This window comes from Saccharothrix xinjiangensis (assembly GCF_039527585.1).
GTDB classification, from domain to species: domain Bacteria; phylum Actinomycetota; class Actinomycetes; order Mycobacteriales; family Pseudonocardiaceae; genus Actinosynnema; species Actinosynnema xinjiangensis.
In genome coordinates, this window is record NZ_BAAAKE010000002.1 from 492,645 (window position 1) to 506,381 (window position 13,737).

Below are 13,737 nucleotides of genomic sequence, written 5' to 3' on the forward strand. Positions count from 1 at the left end.
CGCGGACGCGCTGACCTGCGCGATCACGGCCGCACCGACACGAGCACCCGCTTGTCGACCACGACGTCCACGCGCTCGATCTCGTCGACCCCGAAGGACGTGGAACCGGGGATGCGCTCGTCCTCGGGGTGGCCGGTGCCCCACCAGCCGCCGATCTCGGTGCGCCCGGCCCGGTCGTGGACGACGAGGGCGCAGCGCGCGTCCTCGGGCAGGTCGCGCAGGGTCATCCACAGCTCGGTGCCCCAGCTCTTGGCGACCAGCTCGACGTCGGCGGCCGCGCCGGACGAGGGGTCGGTGGCCTGCCAGGTGACCCCGGCCGGGTCGCCCCCCGGCAGCCGGGGGATCAGCAGGACCGCGCCGAGCAGCACCAGGACCAGCGCGGCGCCGACCAGCACCGGCCGGCGCACCCGCCGGCGGGCGGGCCCGGGTTCCGGTTCGGCGGGCAGCGGCCACAGCGCGGGCTCCGGCTCCGGGTCGTCGAACGGCAGCTCCAGGTCCTCCAGCCGCACCTGGCCGAGCAGCCCCGGCAGCGGCGCGAGGCGCACCATCTCCCGGCGGCAGCCGGCGCAGTCGGAGACGTGCCGCTCGAACCCGGCCCGTTCCGCCGGGTCGAGCGAGCCGAGCAGGTAGGCGCCGAGCGAGACGGTGCGCGTGCAGCTCACGACTGGGTCACCCCGCGTTCCTCCAGCGCGTCGCGCAGCGCCCGCAGCGCGTAGAAGCAGCGGGACTTGACCGTGCCCGGCGGGATGCCCAGCACCGCCGCCGCCTCGGCCACCGACCGCCTGCGGTAGTACAGCTCGACCACCACGTTCCGGTGCTCGGGGGTGAGCGCGCGCAGCGCCTCGGCGACCTGCCAGCTCTGGAGCACGTGGTCGACGGCGTCGGCCACCGGCGGCAGGTGCTCCGCCTCGATCGGCACCTCGGAGTGCTTGCCGTCGCGCTTGCGGAAGCCGGAGACGACCAGGTTGCGCGCCACGGTGTAGAGCCACGGCCCGGCCTCGGCCGGGGTCAGCTGGTCGGCGTGCCGCCAGGCCCGCAGCAGCGTCTCCTGGACCACGTCCTCCGCGTGCTGGTGGTCACCGCCCACCATGCGCAGGACGTAGCCGTGCAGCGGGCCGCGCCAACGGCCGTACAGCTGCCTGACGACATCTTCGCCACGGTCCACATCGGTGTACTACGCCACCGGCCCCGCGCGCGTTCAACGTTCCACGAAACCCGTGGCGCCCCCGCGCGCCTCCGACCAGCGCTCCACGACTGATTCCACCCGACCGGGGGTGGCACCCGAACGGAGTGCGACGAGCAGTTCCCGACAGGCGGACTCCGAGCCCTCGGCGTTCACCTCAACCCGACCGTCCCTCAGGTTGGACGCGGAACCGACCAAGCCCAGCTCAAGAGCCTTGGACCGGGTCCACCACCGGAAGCCGACCCCCTGCACGCGGCCCCGCACCCAGGCGGTGAGACGCACGGTCCGTTCTACTTCAGCCACGACAGCCATCCTGTCACTTCACTCGATAGTGGTACGGTGCGCGACCGTGAGTGCACGGCGCGGTAACCGATCCGTGATCGGCGGACTCGTCGGCCTGTTGCTGGGCGCGGCCGGTGCGACCGGTGTCGCCTTCGCCGGCCCGGCGCAGCTGGCCCCGTTCGTCGGTGACACCGCAGCGGAGAGCGCGGCCCCGGACAACCGGACCGGCGTCGGTGGCGTGGGCGGCGTCGGCGAGCCCTCGGGCCCCGACGAGCCCGTGGTCCTGCCCACGACCCGGGGCACGACGTCGACCGGGACCACGACCACCGAGACGACCACCACCACCGAGACCACGACCACCACCACGACCGGCGCGACGACGACCACCACGACCGGCAAGCCCTCGACCGCGCCCACCACGACCACCGAGCCCGTCGAGGCGCTGCCGGAGGACGAGGTCGTGGCCCTGGTCAACGAGGCGCGCGACCTCGCCGGCTGCGAGCCGCTGACCGTGGACGAGCGGGTGGTCGAGGCGGCGCAGGAGCACAGCACCGACATGGCGGAGCGGGGCTACTTCTCGCACACCACCCCGGACGGCGTGGACTTCGCCCAGCGGATGCGGACCGCCGGCTACCCGAACCCCGGCGGCGAGAACATCGCCAAGGGCCAGCGGTCGGCCGAGCAGGTCATGAACTCGTGGATGAACTCCGACGGGCACCGCCGCAACATCCTCAACTGCGGGTTCACCACCATCGGCGTCGGCCTGGACACCCGCGGCTGGTACTGGACCCAGAACTTCGGCTGGTAGACCACCCGCCGAGCGACCCTTGGGAGCACCGTTGCACGAGACCCCGGAGCCCGACCGCCCCCGCCTGCGCGTGTCGCCGCACGTGCTGCTGGCCGCGTCCGGCGTCGTCGTGTCGACGATCTTCGCCGCGGTCGCCTCGATGGCGGCCCCGACGACCGGCGCCGCACCCGCGGGGTCCACGCCGCGCGAGGACGTCGTGTCCCGCGACGTCCTCACCACGGTGCCCGCCGGCAGGACGACCTCCAGCGGGACGACCACCGCGGAAACGACGACGGCCACCACCACGACCGAGTCGCCGGCCGGCCCCACGACGACCACGCCGCGCCGCACCCGCGTGACCACGGTGACCAGGCCGGACGGCACCACCACGACCACCACGGTCGAGGAGGTCCAGCCGCCGCAGCAGACCGGCGACCCCGGCCCGACGCAGACGACGACCACGCCGCCCGTCGTCACGACCACGCCGCCGCCGGTCACCACCACGACGACCACCCCGCCGGTCACCACGACCACCACCACCGAGAGCAGCGCAGAAGGTCAATAAACGATCGCCGAGGCTTTCGGTTGCGGCCCACCACACCATCGTGTGGTGGGCCGCTCGAACGTTGAGGTGGGCCCGGTGATCCGCCGATAACCCGAGCACCTGACCATCCGACCGGTTCCCCCGCAGGGAGATGGTGTGTTCGAGGAAGCTCGTCAAGCGTCGCCCGAGCCGACGCCCCCGGCACCGACGCCGCAGTCGAAGAAGAAGCCGAAGCCGAAGAAGAAGTTCTCCCCGGTGGTCCTGCTCGCCGCCGGTGGCGCGGTGGTCGCCACCGCGATCGCCGCCCTGGCGTCGGTGCTGGCCTCCGACCCGCCCGAGGCCGGCCCCCCGGAACCGCAGGCCGAGATCAGCACCGCGATCGAGACCTCGGTGACGATCGCGCCGGACGGCAGCACGTCCACGGTCTTCGTCACCGTCACCACGCGGATGCCCGTGACGCAGCGCCGCGAGGCGGCGGGCCCGCCGAAGTCGGAGCAGGGCAGGCGCGAGCAGCCACCGGCGAGCGCGCCCCAGCGGACGAGCGCGGCGCCGGCGCAGCCCCAGCCGGTCTCGCAGCCGCCGACCAGCGCCCCGAGCCCCTCGCCGTCGTCCGCGGAACCGTCCCCGTCGTCGTCCTCCACGACCTCGTCGACCACCACCTCGCCGCCGACGACCACCACCACCACCGGGTCGGACTAGCTACCAGACGTCGCCGTCGCGCCAGTCGCAGGTGAGGTCGCCGGACAGGTCGACCGGCTCCACCGGCAGGACGAGCACCCCCTCGTCCTCCTCCTCGGTGCGCCGGACGCCGTCCGGCGTCAGCGCGAACGTCCTCCCCCGCCACGGCAGCCACCCACGCCCCTCGTAGAGCTCCCGGGCCTCCTCCGAGGCGCTGAGCGCGCCGAGGTCGTGCGCGCCGCGCACGACCTCCTCCAGGGACGCCATGAGGGCGCCGCCGACACCCCTGCGGCGGTGGGAGGCCCGCACCGCGACGCCCTCCACGTAGCCGACCCGCAGCACGCGCCCGCCGGCGGTCATCAGGCGCTGCACCACCGCGCCGTGGCCGATCAGCTCGTCGCCGTCGCGCGCGAGGGCGTGCACGCCGCCCAGGGCGTGCGCCCAGTCCTCGTCGGAGAACTCGCCGTCGAACGCCTCGTCGAGCAGTTCCCGGGCGGCCGCGCGCACGGCGCCGGGCAGCTGCCAGGTGTGGAGCAGGGAGATGGGTGACACGCTTCACACCTTATGCGCGTCACGTGCCGCGCCCCCGCCCCGCTCTTCTCGTGCGACGAAAGGACGGGAACATGGCGGAGCACATCGTGGTGGTCGGCGCGGGGTACGCGGGCCTGGCCGCGGCCAAGCTGGCGGCGAGGTGGACGGGCTGCCGGGTCACCCTGGTCAACGAGCGGGACCGGTTCGTCGAGCGGGTCCGGCTGCACCAGCTGGCGGCCGGGCAGCGGCTGCGCGACCTGCCGCTCGCGGACCTGGTCCGGGGCACGGGCGTCGAACTGGTCGTGGACCGGGTCACCGGCATCGACGCCGACGTGCGCCGGGTGCGGCTGGCCACCGGCTCGCTGACCTACGACCGGCTGGTCTACGCGCTGGGCAGCCGGGCCGACCTGCGCGTGCCGGGCGCCGCCGAGCACGCCCACTCGGTGTCGACCGCGGAGGACGCGGAGGAGCTGGCCGGGGCGCTGCGGACCGCCCGCGTGGTGGCCGTGGCGGGCGGCGGGCTGACCGGGATCGAGGCGGCCGCGGAGCTGGCCGAGTCGCGGCCGGACCTGACCGTGCTGCTGGTGACCGGCGGCCGGTTCGGGGCGGGCCTGTCGGCGAAGGGCGCGCGGCACCTGCGCTCGGTGTTCGACCGGCTGGGCGTCCGGGTGCGCGACGGGGCGCGCGTCGCCGAGGTCCGCGCCGACGGCCTGGTGCTCGACACCGGCGAGCTGGTGGCGGCCGACGCGGTGGTGTGGACGGCGGGCTTCCGCGTGCCGGAGCTGGCCCGCGAGGCCGGGTTCGAGGTGGACGGGGACGGGCGCCTGGTCGTCGACCAGGCCCTGGCCTCGGTCTCGCACCCGGAGGTCGTCGGCGTCGGCGACGCCGCCGCGATCCGGCGGCCGGACGGGCTGGAGCTGCGCATGGCGTGCGCGACGGGCCTGCCGACCACCCGGCACGCGATGCGGTCGCTGGCGGGCGGCCTGGCCGGTCGGGAGCCGCGGCCGCTGCGCTTCCGGTACTTCAACCAGTGCGTCAGCCTGGGCCGCCGCGACGGGCTGATCCAGTTCGTGCGCGCCGACGACACCCCGGTCGAGCGGGTGCTCACGGGGCGCGTGGCGGCCCGGTACAAGGAGCTGGTGGTGCGCGGCACGGTCCTGTTCGAGCGCCACCCCGTGCTGCCCGCGGGGTGAGCGCCCGGCGCTCAGGGTTCGAAGCGGTAGCCCATCCCCGGCTCGGTCACCAGGTGCCGGGGGTGGGCGGGCTCCGGCTCCAGCTTGCGGCGCAGCTGCGCCAGGTACACGCGCAGGTAGTGGGTCTCCTTCGCGTACTGCGGGCCCCACACCTCCTGGAGCAGCTGCTTCTGCGCCACCAGCCGGCCCCGGTTGCGGGCCAGGATCTCCAGCAGGCCCCACTCGGTGGGCGTCAGGTGCACCTCGGCGCCGTCCCGGAGCACCTTCTTGGCCGCCAGGTCCACGGTGAACGACGCGGTCTCCACGACCGCCTCCTCACCCTCCGCGACCGCCGCGCGCCGCACCGCCGCCCGCAGCCGGGCCAGCAGCTCGTCCATGCCGAACGGTTTGGTCACGTAGTCGTCCGCGCCCGCGTCCAGCGCCTCGACCTTGTCGGTCGAGTCGACGCGGGCGGACAGCACGATGATCGGCACGGTCGTCCAGCCGCGCAGACCGGCGATCACCTCGGTGCCGTCCACGTCGGGCAGGCCCAGGTCGAGCACCACCACGTCCGGCTTGCCCTCGGCGGCGGCCTTGAGCGCGGCCGTGCCGTCGTGCGCGGTCAGCACGGCGTAGCCGCGCGCGGACAGGTTGATCCGCAACGCCCGCACGATCTGCGGCTCGTCGTCGACCACCAGCACCTTCGTCACGCTGAGACACTACGCCCGGCAACCGGACCACTGCCGCCCACGACGGCGTGCCGCGCACATCCTGATGCGACCTTGACGTCACCGGCAGTGCTTTTTATGCCGTTATGACGTCTTGTTCTCCGCATAGGTGCGGACACCGTGAGTACATCCGGGTGCGAATGAATTCATTCCCTGGACAGCAGTACTGCGATAGTGCGAATGTCCTGTCCGAATTCGGACACTTGCTCACACACGGTGAGCCGCGAGGAGGTCTTTGATGACCACCAGTGTGACTAATCAGAGCGTGACCAATCAGGATGCCTTACAACTCGTGGTCGCCGTTCACCGGCTGATCCGCAGCCTGCGCCAGTCCGCGTCCGTCCGGCGGTTGCAGCCGACCCAGCTGCTCGTGCTGGCGGAGCTGGCGTCGCAGGGACCGATGCGGATCGGCGAGATCGCGGTGCGGGCGCTGTGCTCGCAGCCCACGGCGACCACGGTGGTGACGGGCCTGGAGTCGAACGGCCTGGTGCGCCGCGAGGCCGACCCCGCCGACGGCCGGGCGACCATCGTCGAGCTGACCGGGCTCGGCCGGGACACCATCCTGTCCCTGGCGCACGGCGAAGCGGAGTTGCTGTCCGAACGACTTTCCCGGTTCAGTGCCGAAGAACGGGAAACCCTGCGTTCGGTAACACCGTTGTTGCGAAGGCTTGCCGACCCGGCCCGGTGAGGTCAGGGCCGGCGGTCAACTCCGCGGGCGCGGCTGGCAACGGGGGCACGAATACGAAGAACGGTTCATGAACGGCTCCCGCCTGACCGCCGTGCCGCACCGCCGGCACGGCTCGCCCTCACGCCCGTAAACGGCCAGGGACCGGTCGAAGTAGCCCGACTGGCCGTTCACGTTGACGTAGAGCGCGTCGAACGAGGTGCCGCCCTCGCCCAGCGCCTCGTGCATGACCCGGGTGGCGTGCGCGAGCAGCTCGGCGGTCTTCGGCCGGCTCAGCTTGTCCGCGGCCCGCAGCCCGTGCAGGCGGGCGCGCCACAGCGCCTCGTCGGCGTAGATGTTGCCCACGCCGGACACCAGGGTCTGGTCGAGCAGCGCGCGCTTGACCTCGGTCCGCCGCCTGCGCAGCGCGGCCACCGCGGCGTCCGCGTCGAACGCCGGGTCCATCGGGTCGCGCGCGATGTGCGCCACCGGCTGCGGCAGCAGCGCGCCGTCGACCTCGACGATCTCGGCGAGCGCGAGCCCGCCGAACGTGCGCTGGTCGACGAAGCGCAGCTCGGGGCCGCCGTCGGCGAACCGCACGCGCACCCGCAGGTGCTTCTCGTCCGGCGCGCCGACCGGCTGCACCAGCATCTGGCCGCTCATGCCGAGGTGCGCCAGCATCGCGTCACCGCCCGACAGGTCGACCCACAGGTACTTGCCGCGCCGACGCGCGGCGCGCAGGGTCTGACCGGTCAGGCGCACGGCGAAATCCGCCGCACCGGGCAGGTGGCGGCGGATCGCTCGCGGGTGGAGGACGTCGACACCGGCGACGGTCCTCCCGGCGACGTGCTCGTGCAGACCTCGGCGGACTACTTCGACCTCGGGCAGCTCGGGCACGGGCGTCGGTCAGTCCCGGGACTCGCGCTCGGCGACCTCGGCCTCGGCGTGCTCCAACTCCTCCAAGCGCTCGTAGGCGGCGGCCTGCGGCTTGGTGGGCTTGAGCATCCAACCGCCGTTCTGCGCGGCGTCGCGCACCAGCACGAGACCCTGGATGCCGCCGTTGCGGGTGGCGTTCAGCGGGCGGGCCGGGCGGGCGTGACGCGCGCGGCGGTTCGTCCGGACGTTCGTGGCATACATTTCGGCGTCAGTCTTCCTGAGTAGGTGAAGCCTGCCTGTTCGCCGAGTTGGGGGCGTGGCCGTTCCCGGCCGCAGCGGCTTCCTGCTCCGCCGCGACGCGTTCGTGGAGCACGCGGTAGGCGACCTCGGCCGCCTTCTGCTCGGCTTCCTTCTTCGTGCGGCCGTCACCGGTGCCGTACGGCTGACCACCGACGTACACCGTGGCGGTGAACTCCTTGCGGTGGTCCGGCCCCTGGTCGTCGACCCGGTACTCGGGAACGCCCAGGCCCGCCGACGCGGTGAGCTCCTGGAGGCTGGTCTTCCAGTCCAGGCCAGCACCGCGGCGTGGCGCCTCGGCCAGCAACGGGTCGAACAGGTGGTGGACCACGGTGCGCGCGGTGTCGATGCCGAACTGGAGGTACACCGCGCCGATGACGGCTTCCAAGCCGTCGGCGAGGATGCTCGCCTTGTCCCTGCCGCCGGTCAGCTCCTCGCCGCGACCGAGCAACAGGTGACCGCCGAGACCGTCCTCGCCCAAACCCCGGGCCACTCCGGCCAGGGCGTGCATGTTCACCACGCTCGCGCGGAGCTTGGCGAGCTGACCCTCGGGCAGGTCCGGGTGCGTGCGGTACAGGTGGTCCGTGACGACCAGACCGAGGACCACGTCCCCGAGGAACTCCAGTCGCTCGTTGGGCGGCAGACCACCGTTCTCGTACGCGTACGACCGGTGAGTGAGCGCGAGCGTCAGCAGCTCGGCGTCCAACGGGACGCCGAGCGCTTCGAGCAACGGGGCGCGGTCTGCGGACCGACCGCGCGACGACCTACCCCCCACTTTTCGCCAGCTACCTTCGCCAGGGGAGATCAGGCCGGCTGGACGACCTGGCGGCCGTCGTACTGGCCACAGGCCGGGCAGGCGACGTGCTGCGGCTTCGGCTGGCGGCAGGCCCGGTTCTGGCAGGCCACCAGGTGCACGGCAGCGGTCTTCCACTGAGCGCGGCGCGAGCGCGTGTTCGAGCGCGACATCTTCCGCTTCGGGACGGCCACGACTAGTTCTCCTCTGGATTGTCACGAGTCCCGTCGAACCGCTCCTGGAGAGCGGCCCACCGGGGGTCAATCGTCTCATGCCCGTGGTCGGGGCCGAGATCAGCCAGCTTCCCGCCGCAGTCGACGCACAGCCCGAGGCAGTCCGGCGAGCACAGCGGCACCTGCGGCAGCGCGAGCACGATCGCGTCGCGCACCACGGGTTCGAGGTCGATCAGGTCGTCGCGCAGACGGCTGACCTCGTCCTCTTCGGTGGTCTCGTCAGTGGTGCTGTCCGGGTACGCGTACAGCTCGGTCAGCTCCACCTCGACCTCCGCCGACAGCGGCTCCAGGCAGCGCGAGCACTCCCCTTCGACCGCCGTCTTGGCCGTGCCGGTCACGAGCACGCCTTCGACCACCGACTCCAGCAGGAGGTCGAGTTCGACCACGCCCCCCGCCGGCACCGCGATCACGTCCCGGAGGCCGAGGCCCTCGGCGGGCACCGTCCTGCCGAGCCTGCGGCTGGAGCCCGCGCGACGCCCGAGGTCCCTGGTGTCGATGACCCAGGGCCCGGTGGCTGTGGAACGCGCGGAGGCGTGACGATGCTCAGACATGATGTTTGGTGTGCTGCCGGGGACTTACCACGACCAGCCGGTCAAGGGTACGGGACAACCGGCGTCGAGGTGAAATCGGCTGGTCGGGCGTCCTTCGATCGGCCGTATCGGCAGTGCTGGACACGTCCTGGTCGCCACTCCGGTCGTCTCCTAGTCGCGGTAGTCGAAGGGCGCGGCGGCGCTGGCGACGGCCGGCCCGCGCAGGTGCGAGCGGCCCTTGCCGACGCTGCGCAGGGTGTGCGCGAGCAGGTCCTCGAAGTCGGCGAGCTTGCCGTCCACGTACGCGTCGCACTCGCTGCGCAGCCGGAGCGACTCGGCCTGGGCGGCCTCCAGGACGCGCGCGGCCTCGTTGTGGGCGGCCTGCACGACCTCGGTCTGGGTGACCAGGCGCGACTGCTCCGCCCGGCCCTCCTCGATCGCCCGCTCGTAGTTGGCCCGGCCCGCCTGGACCATGCGGTCGGCCTCGGCGTGGGCGCGGCCCACCAGGTCCTCGTACTCCTTGCGGCCCGCCGCCACGGTGCGGTCGGCCTGGTCCTGCGCCTCGGCGACCATCCGCTCGGCGCGGTCGCGGGCCTCGGACAGCATCCGCTCGGCCTCGTGCTGGGCCTCGGCGACCATGCGCTCGGCGTCCGAGCGGGCCTTGCTCACGTTCTGCTCGGCGTCGTGCTGCGCCTTGCCGACCAGCTCGTCGCGGTGGTCGAGCACGTCCTGCGCGTCGTCCAGCTCGGCGGGGATCGCGTCGCGCACGTCGTCGAGCAGTTCGAGCACGTCACCGCGAGGGACGACGCAACCGGAGGTCATCGGCACGCCACGCGCTTCCTCGACGATCGTGACCAGCTCGTCGAGGGCCTCGAACACCCGGTACACGTCACACTCCTCGCCGCCCACAGCAGTACCCGTACCAGTGTGCCCTGCCCGCCCCGCGAGCGCCGGGAGATCGACCCAGCGTGTCCACGGCGCGAGTCGAGCACTCGCGGGGTCAGCGGGTGATGTCGACCAGGGTGAAGGTGGCGTAGTGGTCGGCGGTGTAGAAGTAGAGCTTCGGGCTGGCGTTGCCGGTCACGACGCGCCGCGCGCCGCGCGTGGAGATGCCCGGCGTCTTGACCGTGTACTCGCGGTAGTAGCCGGTCGGGCAGGCCGGGAGGATGCGCTCGCGGTTCTGGAACGTCTGGTCGTCCTGCGAGTACGGGTACGGCCCGCCCCGCTGGATCAGCCTGACGGTGTCGGTGGCCTGGGTCGGCAGGCTGGACAGGGCGACCCGGCGGAAGGCCGACGTGTCGCCGCACGCCGCCTGGGCCGACGCGGCCACCGGCGTGGCGAGGGTGCCGGCGAGGACGAGCAGCAGGGAGAGGAGCACCTTCACGGCGCGCGATGTGATTCCGCTCATGCCGACGAACGCTAACTACACCGGGTGACATCCCGGTGGGAATCCCGTTAACCGACAGCAACCGGTCAGCGACGCTCCGCGAGCCGGTTGAGCAGCCGCTCCCTGATCGCCGGCGGCAGCAGGCTCGACACGTCGCCGCCGTAGGTCGCCACGTCCTTCACCAGCGAGCTGGCCAGGAAGCTGTAGATCGGGTTGGTCGGCATGAACAGCGTCTCCACGCCGGTGAGCTGGTGGTTCATCTGCGCCATCTGCAACTCGTAGTCGTAGTCGCTCACCGCGCGCAGGCCCTTGACGATGGCCTGGATGTCGTTCTCCCGGCAGTAGTCGACCAGCAGGCCGTGCCAGGCGTCGACGCGGACGTTCGGCCACTGCGCGGTCACCTCGCGCAGCATCTCGGTGCGCTCCTCGACCGAGAACAACGTCTTCTTGTTCTTGTTGATCATCACCGCGACGACGACCTCGTCGAAGAGCTTCGCGGCTCTGCCGATGATGTCCAGGTGTCCGTTGGTGGCCGGGTCGTAGGAGCCGGGGCACACGGCACGCGTCATGGGTTCGGACGGTAGCACCCGATCGGACGCACCCACTCAGGTCGTGGTCCGCGTCACCCGGTGGCGCCGACGTGCTCGGCCCAGTGCAGGGCCGTGTCGCCATAACGCTTGCCGCGCAAGGATTCCACCGCACGCGGCCAGACCGGTTCGGCGCCCCGCGCGTCCCGCTCCACGACCACCAGCGACCCCGGCGCCGTCCACCCGTTCCCCACCAGCGCGGACAGCACGCGGTTCAACTGGTCGTCACCCACGGCGTAGGGCGGGTCGGCGAAGACCACGTCGCACGGCTCCTCGGGCGGCACGGCCACGACGGCCTCCGCGGTGCGGGTGAGCACCACCGCTCCGGGCAGCCCGAGCGCCTTCGCGTTCCCCTTCAACACTTCGGCAGCCCGCTTGTCCGACTCCACGAACGTGGCCCGCGCCGCGCCGCGCGACAGCGCCTCGAACCCGAGCGCGCCGGACCCGGCGTACAGGTCGAGCACGACCGCGCCGTCGAGGTCGACGAGGTTCTCCAGCGCGCTGAACAACGCCTCGCGCACGCGCTCGGAGGTGGGTCGGGTGCCCCGCGGCGGCACCTGGAGCCGGCGTCCGCCCGCCACGCCCGCGACGATCCTGGTCACCCGGTCATCGTCCCAGGTGCGCGCCGCCGTTGACGGCGAGCACCTGCCCGGTGACGTGCCCGGCCTCCGGCGAGGCGAGGAACGCCACGGCCGCGGCGACGTCGGCGGGCGCGCCCGCTCGCCCGGTGGCGGTCTGCCCGACGAGGTGGGCGCGGCGCTGCTCGGTCATGCCGCCGCCGAAGAACCCGGTGCCGTCCACGAACCCCGGCGAGACGACGTTGGCGGTGATGCCGCGCCCGCCGAGCCGGAACGCCAGCTCGGCCGTCCACGCCTCGACCGCCGCCTTGGCCGCGCCGTAGCTGCCGCCGCCGCGCCGGCCCGCGATGGACCCGATGGTCACCACGCGCCCCTGGTCGGCGAGGCGCGGTTCGAGGGCGGAGGTCACCAGGACGGCCGTGACGACGTTCGCCTCGTAGTCGTTCAGCCACTGCTGCCTGAGGTCGTCGCCGCTCGCGAGCCCGCCCGCGTTGTTGACCAGCACGTCCACCCGTTCGGGCAGGTGCGCCAGGGCCGCCTCGACCGCGACCGGGTTGGCCGCGTCGAACATCACGGCCCGCGCGCCGATCTCGTCCGCGGTCCTCGCCGGCACGTCCTCCCGGCGACCGGTGATCACCACGTCGAGGCCGCGCCGGAGGAGCTCCTCGGCGACGGCCCGGCCGATCCCGGTGCCGCCGCCCGTCACCACAGCTGTCCTGGTCATGCCAGTGCTTGCCACCATCCGTCGACCGAGGGGGGTTCGTCGACGTCGATCCTCTCACCCGGACGTGGGATGGCGAGCGGGATGCCGTGGGCCTTGGCCTCGCGCCACACCCGCTCCACGGGCTCGGACCAGTCGTGGAACGCGAGGTTGAACGTGGCCCAGTGCACGGGGACCAGCAGCCCGCCGCGCACGTCGCGGTGCGCGGCCACGCCCTCCTCCGGCGTCATGTGGATGTCGGGCCAGCCCGGCCCGTACGCGCCGATCTGGACCAGCGCGGCGTCGAACGGCCCGTGCTCCTCGCCGATCCGCCGGTAGCCGTCGAAGTAGCCCGTGTCGCCGGTGTAGTAAATGCGGCGCCGCGGCCCCTTGAGCACCCACGAGGCCCACAGCGTGTTGTCCCGGTCGAAGCCGCGGCCGGAGAAGTGCTGCGCGGGGGTCGCGACGAGCGTGATCCCGGCGACCTCGTGCGACTCGTCCCAGTCGAGCTCCACGATCCGGTGCTCGGGCACCTGCCAGCGGCGCAGGTGCGCGCCGATGCCCAGCGGCACCACGAAGACCGCCTCCTGGTCGCGCGCCAGCGCCCGCACGGTGTCCAGGTCGAGGTGGTCGTAGTGGTCGTGCGAGATGACCACCGCGTCCACCCGTCCGACCTGGTCCAGGCGGTGCGGCACGGGGTGCAGCCGCCGCGGGCCGACCGCCTGGGACGGTGAGCAGCGCTCGCTCCACACCGGGTCGAGCAGCACCCGCGCGCCGTCGATCTCGACGAGCGTGGACGCGTGCCCGTACCAGGTGAGGTGCAGGCCGTCGCCCGCCGGCGCCGCGGTGGGCGGCACCAGCGGCACCTCGCCGACCGGCCGCCGCCGCTGGCCGCCGAAGAACATCTCCCGCACCGTGCCCGCCGCGCCGTCCGGCGGCATGGTGCGGGTCCGGTGCTCGTTGTGGAACTTGCCGTCGCGGTACCGGGGCGACCGCCGCACCCGGTCGTCGCCGGGCTTGCCGCCCAGCGCGGTCGGCACGTCCCGCGCGGCCCACGCGAGTGCGCCGGCGGAGAGGGCGAGCAGTGCGGCGGTGACCTTCTTCATGGAGCCTCCAACGCGGCGCCGGATCGAGCGGTTCCCCGCCGCACCGTGACCGGGACCACGCCTACGGGTGACCGCCTTCCC

General features: G+C 73.0%; 21 protein-coding genes. 4 read left to right on the forward strand and 17 right to left on the reverse strand.

The features are described 5' to 3' along the window. Positions 1-23 precede the first annotated feature (23 nt). From ABD223_RS07615 to ABD223_RS07625, 3 genes are read right to left on the reverse strand one after another with little or no spacing between them, the layout of a single operon-like run. On the reverse strand, positions 24-662 hold the full coding sequence (locus ABD223_RS07615; RefSeq protein ID WP_344035216.1) for an anti-sigma factor family protein: 639 nt from the start codon (positions 660-662) through the stop codon (positions 24-26). Then, positions 659-1,165 carry a sigma-70 family RNA polymerase sigma factor gene (locus tag ABD223_RS07620; protein ID WP_344035217.1) on the reverse strand — a complete coding sequence of 169 codons (507 nt, stop codon included), beginning with the start codon at positions 1,163-1,165 and terminating at the stop codon, positions 659-661. The genes ABD223_RS07615 and ABD223_RS07620 overlap by 4 nt, the downstream gene beginning before the upstream one ends. A gap of 33 nt (positions 1,166-1,198) precedes the next feature. Further along, on the reverse strand, positions 1,199-1,495 hold the full coding sequence (locus ABD223_RS07625; protein ID WP_344035218.1) for an acylphosphatase: 297 nt from the start codon (positions 1,493-1,495) through the stop codon (positions 1,199-1,201). Positions 1,496-1,559: 64 nt separating this feature from the next. On the opposite strand from ABD223_RS07625, the gene ABD223_RS07630 reads away from it, so the two are divergent. Then, on the forward strand, positions 1,560-2,273 hold the full coding sequence (locus tag ABD223_RS07630; protein ID WP_344035219.1) for a CAP domain-containing protein: 714 nt from the start codon (positions 1,560-1,562) through the stop codon (positions 2,271-2,273). 31 nt (positions 2,274-2,304) lie between these two features. Continuing rightward, complete coding sequence (locus ABD223_RS07635; protein ID WP_344035220.1) at positions 2,305-2,817, forward strand: hypothetical protein; 513 nt, start codon at positions 2,305-2,307, stop codon at positions 2,815-2,817. Between the two features lie 152 nt (positions 2,818-2,969). On the opposite strand, the gene ABD223_RS07640 is transcribed toward ABD223_RS07635, so the two are convergent. Both ABD223_RS07640 and ABD223_RS07645 read right to left on the reverse strand, forming a co-directional pair. Further along, positions 2,970-3,482 (reverse strand): hypothetical protein, encoded by a 513-nt coding sequence (locus ABD223_RS07640; protein WP_344035221.1) that lies wholly within the window; start codon positions 3,480-3,482, stop codon positions 2,970-2,972. Positions 3,483-3,495: 13 nt separating this feature from the next. After that, positions 3,496-4,026, reverse strand: coding sequence for a GNAT family N-acetyltransferase (locus ABD223_RS07645; protein ID WP_344035223.1), 531 nt, complete (start codon positions 4,024-4,026; stop codon positions 3,496-3,498). A 71-nt stretch (positions 4,027-4,097) separates the two neighbouring features. Between ABD223_RS07645 and ABD223_RS07650 the strand changes: the two genes are divergently transcribed. After that, positions 4,098-5,198 (forward strand): NAD(P)/FAD-dependent oxidoreductase, encoded by a 1,101-nt coding sequence (locus ABD223_RS07650; protein ID WP_344035225.1) that lies wholly within the window; start codon positions 4,098-4,100, stop codon positions 5,196-5,198. Positions 5,199-5,209: 11 nt separating this feature from the next. Here ABD223_RS07650 and ABD223_RS07655 read toward each other — a convergent pair whose 3' ends face one another. Beyond that, a complete protein-coding gene (locus tag ABD223_RS07655; RefSeq protein ID WP_344035226.1) occupies positions 5,210-5,887 on the reverse strand; it encodes a response regulator in 678 nt (225 codons plus the stop codon). A 256-nt stretch (positions 5,888-6,143) separates the two neighbouring features. On the opposite strand from ABD223_RS07655, the gene ABD223_RS07660 reads away from it, so the two are divergent. After that, positions 6,144-6,593: a MarR family winged helix-turn-helix transcriptional regulator gene (locus tag ABD223_RS07660; protein WP_344035228.1), complete on the forward strand. Its 450-nt coding sequence runs from the start codon at positions 6,144-6,146 to the stop codon at positions 6,591-6,593. A 15-nt stretch (positions 6,594-6,608) separates the two neighbouring features. Here ABD223_RS07660 and mutM read toward each other — a convergent pair whose 3' ends face one another. From mutM to ABD223_RS07715, 11 genes are all read right to left on the reverse strand, one after another. Then, the gene (mutM, locus tag ABD223_RS07665; RefSeq protein WP_344035229.1) at positions 6,609-7,466 is read right to left on the reverse strand and encodes a bifunctional DNA-formamidopyrimidine glycosylase/DNA-(apurinic or apyrimidinic site) lyase; all 858 of its coding nucleotides are present in this window, start codon (positions 7,464-7,466) and stop codon (positions 6,609-6,611) included. Positions 7,467-7,475: 9 nt separating this feature from the next. Further along, positions 7,476-7,706 carry a hypothetical protein gene (locus ABD223_RS07670; protein WP_344035230.1) on the reverse strand — a complete coding sequence of 77 codons (231 nt, stop codon included), beginning with the start codon at positions 7,704-7,706 and terminating at the stop codon, positions 7,476-7,478. Between the two features lie 7 nt (positions 7,707-7,713). Continuing rightward, a complete protein-coding gene (rnc, locus tag ABD223_RS07675; RefSeq protein ID WP_344035232.1) occupies positions 7,714-8,517 on the reverse strand; it encodes a ribonuclease III in 804 nt (267 codons plus the stop codon). A gap of 29 nt (positions 8,518-8,546) precedes the next feature. Continuing rightward, positions 8,547-8,729: a 50S ribosomal protein L32 gene (gene rpmF / locus ABD223_RS07680; RefSeq protein WP_033431492.1), complete on the reverse strand. Its 183-nt coding sequence runs from the start codon at positions 8,727-8,729 to the stop codon at positions 8,547-8,549. A 2-nt stretch (positions 8,730-8,731) separates the two neighbouring features. After that, complete coding sequence (locus ABD223_RS07685; protein ID WP_344035235.1) at positions 8,732-9,319, reverse strand: YceD family protein; 588 nt, start codon at positions 9,317-9,319, stop codon at positions 8,732-8,734. 150 nt (positions 9,320-9,469) lie between these two features. Continuing rightward, positions 9,470-10,186, reverse strand: a complete 717-nt coding sequence (locus ABD223_RS07690; protein ID WP_344035236.1) for an SPFH domain-containing protein — start codon at positions 10,184-10,186, stop codon at positions 9,470-9,472. Between the two features lie 112 nt (positions 10,187-10,298). Further along, positions 10,299-10,706 (reverse strand): guanyl-specific ribonuclease, encoded by a 408-nt coding sequence (locus ABD223_RS07695; RefSeq protein ID WP_344035237.1) that lies wholly within the window; start codon positions 10,704-10,706, stop codon positions 10,299-10,301. Between the two features lie 65 nt (positions 10,707-10,771). Beyond that, positions 10,772-11,254 (reverse strand): pantetheine-phosphate adenylyltransferase, encoded by a 483-nt coding sequence (gene coaD / locus ABD223_RS07700; protein WP_344035238.1) that lies wholly within the window; start codon positions 11,252-11,254, stop codon positions 10,772-10,774. 53 nt (positions 11,255-11,307) lie between these two features. After that, on the reverse strand, positions 11,308-11,874 hold the full coding sequence (rsmD, locus tag ABD223_RS07705) for a 16S rRNA (guanine(966)-N(2))-methyltransferase RsmD (protein ID WP_344035239.1): 567 nt from the start codon (positions 11,872-11,874) through the stop codon (positions 11,308-11,310). Between the two features lie 4 nt (positions 11,875-11,878). After that, the gene (locus ABD223_RS07710; RefSeq protein WP_344035240.1) at positions 11,879-12,574 is read right to left on the reverse strand and encodes an SDR family NAD(P)-dependent oxidoreductase; all 696 of its coding nucleotides are present in this window, start codon (positions 12,572-12,574) and stop codon (positions 11,879-11,881) included. Further along, on the reverse strand, positions 12,571-13,656 hold the full coding sequence (locus tag ABD223_RS07715; RefSeq protein WP_344035241.1) for an MBL fold metallo-hydrolase: 1,086 nt from the start codon (positions 13,654-13,656) through the stop codon (positions 12,571-12,573). The genes ABD223_RS07710 and ABD223_RS07715 overlap by 4 nt, the downstream gene beginning before the upstream one ends. Between the last annotated feature and the right edge of the window lie 81 nt (positions 13,657-13,737).